The organism is Pantoea anthophila (assembly GCF_006494375.1).
Lineage (GTDB): Bacteria > Pseudomonadota > Gammaproteobacteria > Enterobacterales > Enterobacteriaceae > Pantoea > Pantoea anthophila.
Window position 1 is genome coordinate 60,866 of the sequence record NZ_VHIZ01000048.1, and the last position, 14,945, is coordinate 75,810.

Below are 14,945 nucleotides of genomic sequence, written 5' to 3' on the forward strand. Positions count from 1 at the left end.
CGTCAGGGGGAGGCAGCACGGCGGATTACACAGCCGTGCTGCCGCTTCGCAGCGATTGACGCTGCCTGTCTGCCTCGCGCTTACTGCGCGGTTTTTATCGGGTAATCGGGCTTTTTGTCGTTACCGGCAATGTACGGGCTCCACGGCTGTGCGCGCACCGGCTTGTCGGTCTGCCACACCACGCTGAACTGGCCGTTCTCTTCCACTTCGCCAATCATCACCGGCTTGTGCAGATGGTGATTGGTTTTGTCCATGGTCAGGGTAAAACCATCCGGGGCGTTAAAGGTCTGACCGGCCATTGCGGCCCGCACTTTGTCGACATCGGTGGTGCCCGCTTTTTCCACCGCCTGGGCCCACATATGGATGCCCACATAGGTTGCTTCCATCGGGTCGTTGGTGACCACGGTGGCGGCGTTCGGCAGATTGTGCGCTTTGGCGTAGGCGCGGTAGTCCGCGACAAACTTCGCGTTGGTCGGGTTGTCGATCGATTCGAAGTAGTTCCAGGCGGCTAACTGGCCGACCAGCGGTTTGGTATCAATGCCGCGCAGCTCCTCTTCACCCACCGAGAAGGCGACCACCGGAATGTCGGTGGCTTTGATCCCCTGGTTGGCCAGCTCTTTGTAGAACGGCACGTTGGAGTCGCCGTTGATGGTCGAGACGACCGCGGTTTTGCCGCCAGCCGCAAACTTTTTGATATTCGACACGATGGTCTGGTAGTCGCTGTAACCAAACGGCGTATAGACCTCTTCGATATCCTTGTCCGCCACGCCTTTGCTGTGCAGGAAGGCGCGCAGGATCTTGTTGGTGGTGCGTGGATAGACGTAGTCGGTGCCCAGCAGGAAGAAGCGTTTAGCACTGCCACCATCTTCGCTCATCAGATACTCCACCGCCGGGATCGCCTGCTGGTTTGGCGCCGCACCGGTGTAGAAGACGTTAGGCGACATCTCTTCGCCTTCATACTGCACCGGATAGAAGAGCAGGCCGTTCAGCTCTTCAAATACCGGCAGCACCGATTTACGTGACACTGAGGTCCAGCAGCCAAACACCACCGCCGCTTTGTCCTGCGTCAGCAGCTGCCGCGCCTTCTCGGCAAACAGCGGCCAGTTAGAGGCGGGGTCTACCACCACCGGCTCCAGCTTTTTCCCCAGCACGCCCCCTTTGGCATTGATCTCATCGATCGTCATCAGCGCCACATCTTTCAGCGGCGTTTCAGAAATCGCCATGGTGCCGGAGAGGGAATGCATGATCCCCACTTTGATGATGTCAGCCGCCTGCGCACTCCAGGCAAATCCCATGCTGACAACGGTGGCGGAGAGCGCAAAAGCTTTGATCAACGAACGTCTTTTCATCATCTGAACCCCTGAGTGGTTGTTGTGTTATTCGATGGTCTGGAGCCGGGCCTGCTGCAGGCGATGCAACGTGATCTTCCTGACTTCCGCCTTGCTGACGGCGATATGGTCGGTCAGCATGCGTTGCGCGTCGGTGGTCTGTTGCTGAAAAATCGCCTGTAAAATCTCTGCATGTTCCTGATAGGTCGCGCAGATACGGTCGTCGCGGGTGAAGTCGAGCCGCCGGATAATGCGGATCTTCTCCGTGAGTTCGGCATGGATGCGGGCCATCTCCGGGTTGCCCGCCGCTGCCACCAGCGTCATGTGAAACGCCTCATCGTGCTGCGAAACCACCAGCCCTTCGGTGAGCGCCTCTGCCTCACACCAGAACTGGTTCAGCTCCGCTAACAGGGCCGCACACTGCGGAGCGGGCAGGGCACAGAGGCGTTTTACCGCCTCGCACTCCAGCACGGTGCGCAGGTCATAGAGCGATTCAAACCAGGCGAAATCGAAATTTCGGATCTGCCAGCCGCTGCGGAACCACACTTCCACAAAACCTTCGCGCTCCAGCCGGAACAGCGCCTGACGCACCGGTGTGCGGCTTACCGCCAGCCGTCCGGCGATTTCGCTTTCACTGAAGCGGTCACCCGGCATCAGGCGAAAGGCGAAGATATCGGCCTTGAGCGCCTGATAGACCCGCTCTGCCAGCGCCTCCGGGCGCGCTTTTGGGGATTGAGGTTGCCTTGTCATTGCTGCTCCTTATTCCAGCCACAGCAGGTTATCGCCCGGGCTGACCGGGCGGCCCGCCTGGCAGGCGATACGCGTGACCCGACCGGCCTGCGGGGCGACAATCGCCAGCTCCATCTTCATCGCTTCCACGATGATCAGGGTCTGACCGGCGCTGACCGCGTCGCCCGGCTGCACCAGCACTTTCCAGATATTGCCGTTGAGGTCAGCCTGCACCGCCACGCCTTTTTCCTGCTCCTCGCTGACGCTGGCCAGCGCCTCCTCAGCCTGCGGCGCGCTCTGCTCTTCCTGCGCCCATAGCTGCACCTCCTGCTCAAAAGCGGCGGCCTGGCGCTGGCGGAACGCCGCGATCTCTGCGGCGTGATCGGTGAGGAACTGCTGGTGGGCGGCAAAATCGAACTGCGTCTCTTCGATGCGCAGGCTGCCACGACCTTCGCGAAAATCTTCGCGCAGCCGGGTCAGCTCCTCTTCACTGACGGGATAAAAGCGCACCTGATCGAAGAAGCGCAGCAGCCATGGCGCGTCGGGCGCGAACTGCGGATTTTTCAGGAAGGTGTTCCAGATTGGCAGCGTCCGGCCCACCAGCTGATAGCCGCCAGGCGAGTCCATACCGTAGATACACATGTACATGCCGCCGATACCGACGGTGCCTTCGGCGGTAAAGGTGCGCGCCGGACTGTATTTGGAACTCAGCAGACGATGGCGTGGATCGACCGGCACAGCGCAGGGCGCGCCAAGATAGACGTCGCCCAGCCCCAGCACCAGATAACTGGCATCAAACAGGGTCGCGCGCACCTCCTCCCGGCTGCTTAAACCATTAATACGCTGGATAAAGTCCACGTTGTTTGGCAGCCAGGGGGCGCTGGCGCGAACCGTCTCCTGATAGCGGCTGACGGCACCGAGCGTGGCGCTGTCCTCAAAGGCCATCGGCATCCACACCACGCGGGAGGGGACCTTCAGCGTGCTGACATCGCCCAGCGTCGCCTCCAGCGCCAGCAGCAGCGTCATCAGGGTGGACTGATTAATGATGCGGCTGTCGTAGCGCACCTGCAGCGAGCGCACGCCCGGCGACAGCTCCTCGACGCCGGGTTCTGCCTGCGCCGTCAGCGCATTCATCAGCAGATGCACGCGCAGACGCAGCGCCAGATCCAGCACGTTGTCGCCATATTCAATCAGCACATATTTGTCGCCCGCCTGGCGATAGACCACTTTCGGGGTGGTGTCGGTGGCGTCGAGGGCGGCGAGAATCGTGGCGGAGCCGTGAGCGGTTTCAGCCAGCGACGGCACGGCAAAGGCCGGGGGATGTTCCGGGCGCAGCGTCTCAATCAGATGACGCTGCGCGTTTTCCCGCGCCAGCGCCTCCTCCGCGCTGATTGGATGGAAGCGGATGGTGTCGCCGGGTTTGACCTGGCCCACTTTCCACAACTCGGCTCTGGCGATGGTTACCGGACAGACAAAGCCGCCGAGACTCGGGCCGTCGTGCGTCAGGATCACCGGGAAGTCGCCGGTGAAGTTGACCGCACCGATAGCATATTCACAGTCGTGAACGTTGGAGGGATGCAGGCCCGCCTCACCGCCGNCGGTTAGAGTTGTAGTGCACCTGCCAGTCGCTGGCAAAGAACTCGTCGATGGCGGCCTGGGTGAAAAAGTCCGGTGCGCCGTGCGGACCGTAGAGCACACCGATACGCCATTCAGTGCCGTAGTGCGGAATCAGCGACGCATCAAGCGGCTGCGGCGCGCCAGTCGGGGCCGGTGTGGTGCAGGCGGCGCGCGCAGGCTGTGAGACTGGCAGCATGTCGGCGACGCGCAGGGTGCGTCCGGCGTGACCGCCAAACTGGCCCAGCGAAAAGGTGCTGCGGCTGCCCAGATATTCCGGCACGTCAAAGCCGTTGCGCACCGCCAGATAGCTGCGGCAGCCCTGGCGGGCGCGTCCCATCGTCAGCGTCTGTCCCGCTTTCACCGTCAGCGGCTGCCAGTAACTGACCGCTTCACCATCAAGCTGCGCGTCACACTCTGCGCCGGTCAGCGCCACAATCGCGTCGCAGTGGAAGCGCAGGGTGGGGCCCTGCAGGGTGAACTCCAGCCCCGCCGCCGCCTCATGGTTTCCGACGATGCGGTTAGCCATCCGGAACGCGAAGTCATCCATCGGGCCGGAAGGCGGCACCCCGATGTCCCAGTAGCCGAGGCGGCCGGGGTAGTCCTGCACCGAACTGAAGGTGCCGGGCTGCAGCACCTCCACCACGGTGGCGGCAGGCACCACGCTGTCGAGATAGCGCGTCCAGACGTTGCCGCTGCGAAACGCCTCGCTGGTGGTAATCTGGCGCAGATAGTCGAGGTTGGTGGCGATACCGTGCAGCTGGGTCGCATCCAGCGCGTGATGAAGTTTTTCCAGCGCCGCTTCACGGTTGTCGGCATGCACAATCAGCTTGGCGATCATCGGGTCATAAAAGCTGGAGACTTCACTGCCGGTTTCGACGCCGCTGTCGACACGCACGCCGTCAGGAAAGCTCACCGCGGTTAACAGGCCAGGGCTGGGCTGGAAGTTTTTCAGGGGATCTTCCGCATAAAGCCGCACTTCGATCGCCGCGCCCTGAGGCGGCTGCTGCAGGCGTGACCACTCCACCGGATCACCCGCCGCCACCTGCAGCATGCACGCCACCAGGTCGAGCCCGGTGACGCATTCGGTGACCGGATGTTCAACCTGCAGGCGGGTGTTCACTTCAAGGAAATAGAACGCCTGCTGGCTGACGTCGTAGATGTACTCCACGGTGCCTGCGCTGCGGTAGTTGACCTGTTCGCCCAGCCGCACCGCCGAGGCGAGCAGGGCGTCGCGTGTCTCCTGCGAAAGCCCGGGCGCGGGTGTCTCTTCCACCACCTTCTGATTGCGGCGCTGCAGGGAGCAGTCGCGTTCACCCAGTGCGACGACGGTGCCGTTACCGTCACCAAAAATCTGCACCTCAATATGGCGGGCGCGATCGATGCAGCGCTCCAGAAATACGCCTGCATCACTGAAGAACTGCTCACCAAGGCGGCGCACGCTTTCCCAGGCGCTGGCGAGCGCGTCGGCGTCGGCGCAGCGCGTCAGGCCAATGCCACCACCCCCCGCGGTGCTTTTCAGCATCACCGGGTAGCCAATCTCATCGGCAGCCTGAATCGCCTCCTCCAGCGAGGCGAGCAGCGGAGTGCCCGGCGTCATCGGAACACCTGCACTGGCCGCCAGCTCACGCGCGCGGTGCTTCAGGCCGAACTCGCCAATCTGCTGCGCGGTCGGGCCGACAAAGGCGATGCCCGCCGCCTCACAGGCTTCGGCAAAGGCCTGGCTTTCCGACAGAAAACCGTAGCCCGGCCAGATCGCCTGTGCGCCGCTCTGCTGCGCCGCCGCCAGGATTTTGTCGATGCGCAGGTAGGAGTCACTGGCTTTGTCGCCGCCGAGGGCGATCGCGCTGTCCGCCTGCTTAACGTGCTGCGCGTTGCGATCCGCGTCAGAGTAGACCGCGACACTTTTGACGCCCAGGCGCTTGAGGGTGCGAATGGCGCGGCAGGCAATCTCGCCCCGGTTGGCAATCAGTACGGTGGTGAACATGATCAGTGACTCCCCTGTGAGGTCAGCCAGTTACGCCAGCCGCCCGATTCGGTGATTTCCAGTGCGCTGTTCAGCGCAGCGCCTTCGCAGATAAAGCCTTTGACGATCCGCCCATCCGCCAGCGTCAGGCTGCCGATACCCAGCGGGGCGGGGATCTCCGCCACAAATTCGCCGAAGCGTGCCAGCGGAATGTCCCACAGCTCCACCGTGATGGCAGCACCCTGTTCGTCCCGCATCAGGCCGGGCTTTTTAATCGCCCCGTCCAGCAGGGCGAACAGGCGGTAGTGAGGGGCGGTCTTTGTCTCTTCCACCCACACCGCTCTGCGCTCGGTGAGCTGGAAATTCAGCGGCATGCCGGTGAGGTGTGCCCCCACCACCGCCAGCCGGACATGATCGGGGGAGACGGGGAGAGCGACGGGCGGCGGGCAGGGCAGGCCAGTCGCCCCCAGCGGCAGCGCCAGCTGGCGCTGCCAGCGGATGCCAAATTCAGCCAGCGCCCGGTCGTGCCAGGCGGGCGCAATCAGCGTGATACCCGCCGGGAGATCGTCATTGCGGAACGGCGCAGGCAGCGCCAGCGCGGCGAGGTCAGCGAGGTTGGTAAAGTTGGTGTAGGTGCCAAACTGTGAGTTGTAGTGAATCGGCTCCTGCTTCATCTCTGCGAGGGTATGAATGGTGGGCGAGGTCGGCACCACCAGCGCGTCAAACTGCGCCAGGGTCTGCTGAATCTGGCGCGTCAGCCCGGCCCGCAGATACTCCGCTTTGTAGGCATCGACGGCGCTGTATTTCAGGCCGCTGGCGACGATCTCATGCACCACCGGGTCCATATCGGTGGGGCGATCGAGCATCCCGCCTACCGCCACGGTGCGCTCAGCAACCCAGGCACCGTAGTAGAGCTGCTCTGCCAGCTGCCGGAACGGCGTGAAGTCGATGGGGTGCAGCGTCGCGCCACTCGCCTGCAGGGCCTCCAGCGCCCGATCCCAGGCGGCTTCAGCGGCGGCATCATCGAAAAACTCCGGCGTGTCAGGAACGGCAAAGCGGGGGCGAACCGGCAGGCTGGCGGGGGCGGTGCGCGGATTCACGCGCGAATAGGCGTCGCCGGCATCGTAGCCCCCGATCACGCTGGCGACGCTCCAGGCATCTTCTGCCGTCAGGGCGAACACGGAAATCGTGTCATTGAGGCGGCAGGCGGGCACGACGCCGCGCGCAGAGAACCAGCCTTTGGTCGGCTTCAGGCCAACGATATTGTTGAAACCGGCCGGGACGCGGCCCGAACCGGCGGTATCGGTGCCCAGGGAAAAGGCGACCAGTCCGCGCGCCAGCACCGAGGCCGAGCCGGAGCTGGAGCCGCCGCTGACATAATCGGGGTCAAAGGTGTTACTGACCGCGCCAAAAGGTGAGCGGGTGCCGACCAGACCGGTGGCAAACTGATCGAGGTTGGTTTTACCGATGACCACGGCCCCGGCCGCTTTGAGTCTGGCTACCGCTACCGCGTCCTCGCTGGTGGTATAGGTAAAGGCGGGGCAGGCGGCGCTGGTGGGCCAGCCCGCCACATCGATATTGTCCTTGACCGCGAACGGCACGCCGAACAGAGGCAGCGATGCGGGATCGCGCTGATAGTGAGCCAGCAGCGGTTCAATCTGGGCCGCCAGCTGATCCGGGGTCGCCAGCATGATCCAGGCATTATCCTGGGGATCCAGGGCGGCAAGGTGTGCGCTCAGCAATGCGCTAATCTGATGTGGCGCCTGCTGGTAGCGTTGTTGCCAGGCGTGCAGTGTCAGGCCAGTGGTCGAAGTCATAAGAAGGATTCCAGCTGGTATACAAGATGGAATTCAACAGAGCAAAGGGTGTGCCACTTTTTTAAGCTGATGATTCAACGCCTTAAAACGACAGGTGATAAGTTTTTCTGATGATTATTTGCACAATGACGGCGCGCAGGCTGAACGATGACGGTGCGTTTAACCGCCGCGTGCGTAAATATTGTGAAGAACATGGCAAGAGTCTGATGCCCTGGTTAGCATGAAGACTGCCTGGCAACTCGCCGGCGCCCAGCAACAGAGGAGATTTACGTGGTGAAGTGGCGTAACTGGATGATAGGGATCTGCCTGGTCGGTACGGCCAGCAGCGCATGGGCCGATTCGCTTGATCAACAACGGCAACGTTATCAACAAATTAAACAGGCGTGGGACAGCAATCAGATGGCCACCGTGGAGCAGCTGTTGCCCACGCTTCAGGATTATCCGCTCTATCCTTATCTGCAATATCGCCTGCTGGCACAGGATCTCGATCAGGAGACCGCCCTGGCCGTACAGAATTTTATTCGCCAGTATCCCACACTGCCGCCTGCGCGCTCGCTCAGCACCCGCTTTATCAATGTGCTGGCTTACCGGCAGGACTGGCAGGGCGTGCTGAATTTCAGCCCGACCGAACCGAAACCGGTGCAGGCGCGCTGCAACTGGTACTACGCCAAATGGGCCACGGGTCAGCAGCAGGCCGCGTTTGATGGCGCGAAGCAGATCTGGCTGCGCGGCACTGCGCTGCCTGCCGACTGCGATAAGCTCTTCTCGGTCTGGCAGTCATCGGGTCAGCTTTCACCGATCACAATCCTGGAGCGTATCCGTCTGGCGATGAAGGCGGGTAACGACAGCCTGGTGAGCTATCTGGCGAAAACCCTGCCGGCAGATTATCAGACCATGTCTGACGCGGTGCAGGCGCTGCAGCAGGACCCGCTGACGGTCAGCACCTTCGCCAGCGCCGTCGGACCCACCGACTTTACCCGCCAGGCGACGATTTACGCCTTTACCCGCGTGGCGCGGCAGGATATGGAAAACGCCCGCAGCCTGATCCCGATTCTGGTCCGGGCGCAGAAAATGGGGCCGGAAGATGAGCAGGCGCTGAAAGAGATCGTGGTCTGGCGCATGATGGGCAGCGATCTGACCGCTGAACAGGCACGCTGGCGCGATGCGGTAGTGATGAACAGTGAGTCCACCGCGCTGGTAGAACGCCGGGTGCGGCTGGCGCTGTCGCAGCACGATCGGCGCGGCCTGAACACCTGGATCGCCCGTCTGCCGGTAGAGGCCAAAGAGAAAGATGAGTGGCAGTACTGGCAGGCTGACCTGCTGTTTGAGAAAGATCGCAAAGAGGAAGCGGAAGAGATCCTGCGTAAACTGATGCAGGCGCGTGGCTTCTATCCGATGGTGGCCGCTCAGCGTCTGGGGGTGGATTATCCGCTGCAGATTGATGAAGCACCCAAGCCTGACAGTGCTACGGTGCAGGGCCCCGAGCTGGCGCGCGTCCGTGAACTGATGTACTGGGGACTGGATAACCTGGCGCGCAGCGAGTGGAGCAATCTGATCGGCAGTCGCACACATACGCAGCAGCAGATGCTGGCGCGCTACGCCAATGAGCAGGACTGGTGGGATCTCAGCGTGCAGGCCACGATCACGGCCAAAATGTGGGACAGTCTGAAAGAGCGGTTCCCGCTGGCGTGGCAGAGCGTTTACGAGCGCAACACCCAGGTGAAGCAGATCCCGCCAAGCTATGCGATGGCGATTTCGCGTCAGGAGAGTGCCTGGAACCCGAAAGCGCGCTCGCCGGTCGGGGCGAGTGGTCTGATGCAGATCATGCCTGCCACCGCGGCGCACACCGTGAAGATGTATGACATCCCCGGCTACAGCAACAGCAGTCAGTTGCTCGATCCGGAAACCAATATTCAGATTGGTACCCAGTATCTGGAGTATGTCTACCAGCAGTTTGACCAGAACCGGATTTTCGCCTCTGCGGCTTACAATGCCGGGCCGGGCCGGGTGCGAAGCTGGCTGAAAACCAGTGCAGGTAATCTCGACGCCGTGGCGTTTATCGAGACCATTCCGTTCTCTGAAACGCGCGGTTACGTGAAGAACGTGCTGGCCTATGACGCCTACTATCGTCACTTCATGGGCAAGCCTGACAAAATCCTGTCAGATGGTGAGTGGAATCGCCGTTACTAGCTGTGCTAAGCTTCCGTACTCTTTAGCGAGTACGGAAGCCTCTTCATGACCCATTCTCATTCCCCTTCAGCCGACGATAGCTGGCAGCGCTTTGTCAGGCTGATGCAGCAGGCCTTTGCCGATGGTCACGCGCTGCCCCTGATGCAACTGATGATGACGGCGGATGAGCGGGAAGCGTTTGGCACACGACTGCGGATTATCGAAGAGTTGATGAAGGGGGAGATGAGCCAGCGCGAGCTGAAAAACGAACTTGGCGTAGGTATCGCCACCATCACCCGTGGCTCTAACAGTCTGAAAGAGGCGCCGCCGGAGCTGAAACGCTGGCTGCAGGCGCATCTGGACGGCGAGTAATTACGACTGATAGAGCGGATGAACAAACGGGCAGAGCGCCAGAATCAGGGCCTGATGATAGACGCTGGCGCGGCTGAGCAGGCCGTGCGTGAACGCCCCGATAGCCCCGCCCTGATGTTTGATATTTTCAATGCCGGTTAACCGCGCCATCTCTTCGCCCAGCTCCCGCCCTTCGCGCAGACCCGCCAGCACCGCCGGTGGCAGCGTAAAGCTGGCTGACCGCGATTCGCCGCGCTGCTTCTGATTCTCTATCACGATACAGGCAAAGGCGCTGTCCTCTTCGATCCCCGCCTCAATCGCCACCCAGAATGTCGCTTCAGGCCGTACCTGACGGGCATTCATTACGCGCTGACGTGCGCCCGTTCGCGTTTCGAGGTGGCTCAGCGGCTGGGCGGAAACACCACTATCGACCCCGACCCCTTCAATATGGCAGGATCCTTCGCCGAAAACGTCGTTGAATGCCTGCGCAATCGCGTGAATCTTCGCTGGATTGGTGGTGGCTGCGACAACATGGTACATAATTAATTGAACCCTCAGATGGTTAAGCGCCTGGCCCATCAGGCTACAGACAGGCTCTAAGGCGATTCTGGTCGCAGTATAACGGAAACTACTATGTTACAGGTCTATCTTGTTCGTCACGGTGAAACGGTTTGGAATGCGGAACGTCGCATTCAGGGGCAGTCCGACAGTCCGCTGACGGAAAAAGGTGAACAGCAGGCGCATCAGGTGAGTGAACGCGTGAAACATCTGGGTATTACCCACGTTATCACCAGCGATCTGGGCCGTACGCGCCGCACCGCGGAGATTATCGCGGATGCCTGTGGTTGCACGGTGACGCTCGATCCGCGCCTGCGGGAGCTCAATATGGGCGTGCTGGAGAAGCGTCCGCTGGATGGCTTAACCGCCGCAGAAGAGCAGTGGCGTGCCACGCTGGTGAACGGCACCGAAGGCGGGCGCATCCCGGAAGGGGAGTCCATGTCCGAACTGGCATCGCGCATGCACGCCGCGCTGAATGCCTGTCTCGACCTGCCGGCCGGGAGCCGTCCGCTGCTGGTGAGTCACGGTATGGCGCTGGGATCGCTGGTCAGCACCATTCTCGGTCTGCCTGCCTGGGCGGAACGCCGGCTGCGTCTGCGAAACTGCTCGCTCTCGCGGGTCGATTATCAGCAGAGCGCCTGGCTGGCCGAAGGGTGGATTGTGGAGATGGCGGGCGATATCTCTCATCTGGATGCGCCCGCTCTCGACGAGCTGCAGCGCTGAAGGTGTGCAGGCCGCCGTCGTGAGGACGGCAGCCTGAATATCAGCTGACCGGGGTCTGACGGCGAATCGGAATCAGATATTCGCAACGGATCTCTGTCGGCGGCTCGGCACGCTTTTTACCGCCGTGGGTATAGAAGCGTTCAATATCCTGCCCCTGACGGCGGGTCAGCCCCAGCGTCGGCATGCAGGTGCCGTAGAGCAGCAGGATGAACTCCTGCAGATTGACGCGCGGGCCGGTGTAGGTGAACTGCACATAATCGCCCGCTTCCAGAATGACGTTCTGACCGGAGTGCAGGCTGCCCGCGCTGTCAGCCGGTACCGCTGTGGTGTAGAGGATCTCCTGCTCGTCATCTTTTTCCTGGCTGGCGCGCACCTGATGCAGGCCATACAGCACCGGCGGCACGGTATCCGTTTCCAGCAGGAACTGCTTCCAGAAGTGAATCCGCATCTCGTCACGGTAGCTGGAAATCTGCTCCAGAATACAGGTGTAGTTCTGGGTCTGACCCACCAGCACCGTTTCCGGCAGGGTGACGAAGGTCGGTTCCGGCTGCGTCTCATTGTCCAGACGGATAGGGGGACGAATACCGAAGGAATTCCAGTCGGAAGCGCGACGATACCAGGCCGGCGTCTGCGCAAACTGCTTCTTGAAGGCGCGAGTAAAAGTCTGTTGTGAATCAAAACGATACTGCAGTGCGATGTCCAGAATCGGACGGCTGGTCAGGCGCAGCGCCACCGCCGCTTTAGACAGGCGACGCGCCCGGATATAGGCGCCGATCGCATGTCCGGTCACGTCTTTAAACATCCTTTGTAAGTGCCATTTAGAGTAACCGGCTTTCTGGGCAACGTTGTCCAGTGAAAGGGGTTGATCCAGATGGCTCTCCAGCCAGACAAGCAAATCGCGAATGATACCGGCTTGGTCCATAAAACATCCTCATACTCTGGTGGTGCAGCTAAATGCATCGAAGAATATTAGCACTCATTGCTCAAAAGACGTGGGCCGTTTTCCGGGGAAGATTGTGCTAAATCAGTGCGGGCATAACCCGTTTTGGTTTTGTCATTATATCGATTGACAGTACATTACATGTTCATCTATTCAATTTGCAATGGTAACCCCATGACAAGACCTCGTCTTATCCTCGCTGCGCTGACCGCACTGACCTTTTCCAGCCCGCTGCTCGCCGAACAGATCGGCTCTGTCGACACGGTGTTTAAGATATTCGGGCCTGACCACAAGATTGTCGTTGAAGCCTTCGACGATCCGGATGTTAAAAATGTAACCTGCTATATCAGCCGGGCGAAAACCGGTGGGATTAAAGGCGGGCTGGGGCTGGCTGAGGATACCTCCGATGCGGCGATTTCGTGCCAGCAGATTGGGCCAGTGGAGCTGAGTGAGAAAATCGCGCAGGGCAAAGCGGAGGGGGAGGTGGTCTTCCGCCAGCGTACCTCGCTGATCTTCAAAAAGCTGCAGGTGGTGCGCTTCTTCGATAAAAAGCGTAACGCCCTGGTCTATCTGACCTACTCCGATAAAGTCGTCGATGGTTCACCGAAGAATGCGATCAGCGCCGTGCCGATTATGCCGTGGCACTGAGCATAAAAAAAACGCCCGCAGGGGCGTTTTTTTTCAGGCTTACCGCAGCTTACTCATGCAGGTCGCCGCAGAAGCGGTAACCTTCGCCATGGATGGTGGCGATGATTTCAGGCGTGTCCGGCGTCGATTCGAAATGCTTACGAATACGACGGATGGTCACATCCACGGTGCGGTCGTGCGGCTTGAGGTCACGGCCGGTCATTTTTTTCAGCAGATCGGCACGGGTCTGAATCTTGCCCGGATTTTCGCAGAAGTGCAGCATGGCGCGGAACTCACTGCGTGGCAGTTTATAGTGCTCGCCGTTCGGGTTGATCAGTGAGCGGCTGTTGATATCCAGCTCCCAGCCATTGAATTTGTAACTCTCAACCTGACGGCGCTCTTCGCCCGGCATGGCGAGATTCATGGTGCGCGACAGCAGATTACGGGCACGAATCGTCAGCTCACGCGGATTGAACGGTTTGGTGATGTAGTCGTCAGCGCCAATTTCCAGACCGAGAATTTTATCAACTTCGTTGTCACGGCCGGTCAGGAACATCAGGGCGACATTGGCCTGTTCGCGCAGTTCACGGGCCAGCAGCAGGCCGTTTTTACCCGGCAGGTTGATGTCCATGATCACCAGGTTAACGTCATTGTCGGTCAGCACCTGATGCATTTCTGCACCATCAGTCGCCTCATACACCACATAACCTTCTGCCTCGAAGATGCTCTTGAGGGTGTTACGCGTGACCAGTTCGTCTTCAACGATAAGAATGTGCGGGGTCTGCATGTTTAGCTACCTAAAATTTGCCAACAAATTGAAAACAGGGCGTACAGCGGTATGGCGTTCTCCATCATCGAGAGCAGCGGGCCGCGCTGAACCGTTGTACGAAATCATATTTTGATAAGCCATCTATCAACGTCAACAACAGTATTAGCTCAGCCAGTCAGGATGAAAATTGCATGCCCCAGGCGAGAATGATAATGGCGCATATCCTAACTGCATTAACAGCAACCTAACAGCACCAACTACAACCGATAAGCATAAAAACAACGCTTCGTTGACTTATATCAAATGCAATTGTAGCACGTTAACACTTTTGTGAAAAACTTCTCGTAGATTGCCCGTTTAGCTCACAAAAAGCATCATTTTCATTACATTTTTCACGCTTCGGTTCCAAAATGAAACCCACTGGTAATCACATTCTATCCTGTTGAACTTAAATGTTTTAATAGTGGTTTCTTTAATAAAGGCCGCTTCGCCGGTAAAAAGATTCGGACCGCTTTTTTTAACCGGTTTTAACAATGTTAATCACCGCTTTTCTTATTCGCTTCCGCCCGCTGAATCCTGAACAGTCATGTTAATATGGCGTTATGTAAATGGACCAATGGAATAAATATGCTCTTCCCCCTGATTCTCGTCTCGCCCGCGCGGCCAGAAAATATCGGCGCTGCGGCGCGCGCCATGAAAACCATGGGCTTCAGCCAGCTGCGCATTGTCGCCAGCGACGCCTGGCAGGACCCGGCCGCGCGCCGGGTCGCGCATGGCGCGGGTGAGATCCTCGATAACGTCCAGACGTTTGCAACGCTGGCTGACGCATTAGCTGACATCGACTTCTCCGTCGCCACCACTGCGCGCAGTCGGGCAAAGTTTCGCTACTACGCCACGCCAGAGCAGGTTGAAACACAGCTGCTGGAGAAGCGTCAGTGGGTAAAGAGTATGGCGCTGGTATTTGGCCGCGAAGACAGCGGGCTGACCAATGAGGAGCTGGAGCAGGTCGATCTGCTGACCGGCATCCCGATGGCGAATGACTATCCGTCACTCAATCTCGGCCAGGCGGTGATGGTCTACTGCTATCAGCTGTCGAAGCTGAACCAGGTTGAGGCTCCGCTTACCGCCGCCGCAGACGGGCAGCAGTTGCAGGCGCTGCGGCAGCGTTTGCATCAGCTGCTGGCGCAGCTGGAGGTGAGTGATGATGAGAAACTCTCTGACTGGATCGATCAGCGGGTGGGGCTGCTGGAACAGCGCGACACGGCGATGCTGCATCGTCTGCTGCACGATATTGAAAAAAAACTCGCAGATTAATCCTCGGCGAAAATTTGATTTTGCAGTAACAGATCGCAGA

The 14,945-nt window shown here is 59.8% G+C and carries 11 protein-coding genes and 1 pseudogene; 5 read left to right on the top strand and 7 right to left on the bottom strand.

Features of this window, described 5'->3' with window-relative positions:
* Positions 1-80: 80 nt before the first annotated feature.
* The 4 genes and pseudogenes from urtA to atzF form a co-directional block, all read right to left on the bottom strand.
* Positions 81-1,349: an urea ABC transporter substrate-binding protein gene (gene urtA, locus FJW00_RS11655; protein ID WP_140924243.1), complete on the bottom strand. Its 1,269-nt coding sequence runs from the start codon at positions 1,347-1,349 to the stop codon at positions 81-83.
* A gap of 27 nt (positions 1,350-1,376) precedes the next feature.
* Complete coding sequence (locus FJW00_RS11660) at positions 1,377-2,078, bottom strand: GntR family transcriptional regulator (RefSeq protein ID WP_046101179.1); 702 nt, start codon at positions 2,076-2,078, stop codon at positions 1,377-1,379.
* A 9-nt stretch (positions 2,079-2,087) separates the two neighbouring features.
* A pseudogene (gene uca, locus FJW00_RS11665) lies at positions 2,088-5,658 on the bottom strand (urea carboxylase).
* A 2-nt stretch (positions 5,659-5,660) separates the two neighbouring features.
* Entirely contained in the window at positions 5,661-7,454 is a 1,794-nt protein-coding gene (atzF, locus tag FJW00_RS11670) for an allophanate hydrolase (protein WP_140924190.1), read from the bottom strand.
* A 270-nt stretch (positions 7,455-7,724) separates the two neighbouring features.
* Here atzF and sltY point away from each other — a divergent pair, with 270 nt between their 5' ends.
* Entirely contained in the window at positions 7,725-9,644 is a 1,920-nt protein-coding gene (gene sltY, locus FJW00_RS11675) for a murein transglycosylase (RefSeq protein ID WP_009092246.1), read from the top strand.
* Between the two features lie 45 nt (positions 9,645-9,689).
* Positions 9,690-9,995 (top strand): trp operon repressor, encoded by a 306-nt coding sequence (gene trpR, locus FJW00_RS11680; protein ID WP_140924193.1) that lies wholly within the window; start codon positions 9,690-9,692, stop codon positions 9,993-9,995.
* Here trpR and yjjX read toward each other — a convergent pair whose 3' ends face one another.
* The gene (gene yjjX / locus FJW00_RS11685) at positions 9,996-10,514 is read right to left on the bottom strand and encodes an inosine/xanthosine triphosphatase (protein WP_140924196.1); all 519 of its coding nucleotides are present in this window, start codon (positions 10,512-10,514) and stop codon (positions 9,996-9,998) included.
* A gap of 93 nt (positions 10,515-10,607) precedes the next feature.
* On the opposite strand from yjjX, the gene gpmB reads away from it, so the two are divergent.
* Positions 10,608-11,255 carry a 2,3-diphosphoglycerate-dependent phosphoglycerate mutase GpmB gene (gene gpmB / locus FJW00_RS11690; RefSeq protein WP_140924198.1) on the top strand — a complete coding sequence of 216 codons (648 nt, stop codon included), beginning with the start codon at positions 10,608-10,610 and terminating at the stop codon, positions 11,253-11,255.
* Positions 11,256-11,295: 40 nt separating this feature from the next.
* On the opposite strand, the gene robA is transcribed toward gpmB, so the two are convergent.
* Complete coding sequence (robA, locus tag FJW00_RS11695) at positions 11,296-12,177, bottom strand: MDR efflux pump AcrAB transcriptional activator RobA (protein ID WP_009092241.1); 882 nt, start codon at positions 12,175-12,177, stop codon at positions 11,296-11,298.
* 192 nt (positions 12,178-12,369) lie between these two features.
* Here robA and creA point away from each other — a divergent pair, with 192 nt between their 5' ends.
* Entirely contained in the window at positions 12,370-12,843 is a 474-nt protein-coding gene (creA, locus tag FJW00_RS11700) for a protein CreA (protein WP_009092240.1), read from the top strand.
* Positions 12,844-12,892: 49 nt separating this feature from the next.
* On the opposite strand, the gene arcA is transcribed toward creA, so the two are convergent.
* Positions 12,893-13,609, bottom strand: a complete 717-nt coding sequence (gene arcA, locus FJW00_RS11705) for a two-component system response regulator ArcA (protein ID WP_009092239.1) — start codon at positions 13,607-13,609, stop codon at positions 12,893-12,895.
* Between the two features lie 609 nt (positions 13,610-14,218).
* Between arcA and FJW00_RS11710 the strand changes: the two genes are divergently transcribed.
* A complete protein-coding gene (locus FJW00_RS11710; RefSeq protein WP_009092238.1) occupies positions 14,219-14,905 on the top strand; it encodes a tRNA/rRNA methyltransferase in 687 nt (228 codons plus the stop codon).
* Positions 14,906-14,945 lie beyond the last annotated feature (40 nt).

Coding starts and splice junctions, on each gene's coding strand:
- urtA (WP_140924243.1), bottom strand. CDS start 1,349: ATGAAAAGACGTTCGTTGATCAAAGCTTTTGCGCTCTCCGCCACCGTT.
- FJW00_RS11660 (WP_046101179.1), bottom strand. CDS start 2,078: ATGACAAGGCAACCTCAATCCCCAAAAGCGCGCCCGGAGGCGCTGGCA.
- atzF (WP_140924190.1), bottom strand. CDS start 7,454: ATGACTTCGACCACTGGCCTGACACTGCACGCCTGGCAACAACGCTAC.
- trpR (WP_140924193.1), top strand. CDS start 9,690: ATGACCCATTCTCATTCCCCTTCAGCCGACGATAGCTGGCAGCGCTTT.
- yjjX (WP_140924196.1), bottom strand. CDS start 10,514: ATGTACCATGTTGTCGCAGCCACCACCAATCCAGCGAAGATTCACGCG.
- gpmB (WP_140924198.1), top strand. CDS start 10,608: ATGTTACAGGTCTATCTTGTTCGTCACGGTGAAACGGTTTGGAATGCG.
- robA (WP_009092241.1), bottom strand. CDS start 12,177: ATGGACCAAGCCGGTATCATTCGCGATTTGCTTGTCTGGCTGGAGAGC.
- creA (WP_009092240.1), top strand. CDS start 12,370: ATGACAAGACCTCGTCTTATCCTCGCTGCGCTGACCGCACTGACCTTT.
- arcA (WP_009092239.1), bottom strand. CDS start 13,609: ATGCAGACCCCGCACATTCTTATCGTTGAAGACGAACTGGTCACGCGT.
- FJW00_RS11710 (WP_009092238.1), top strand. CDS start 14,219: ATGCTCTTCCCCCTGATTCTCGTCTCGCCCGCGCGGCCAGAAAATATC.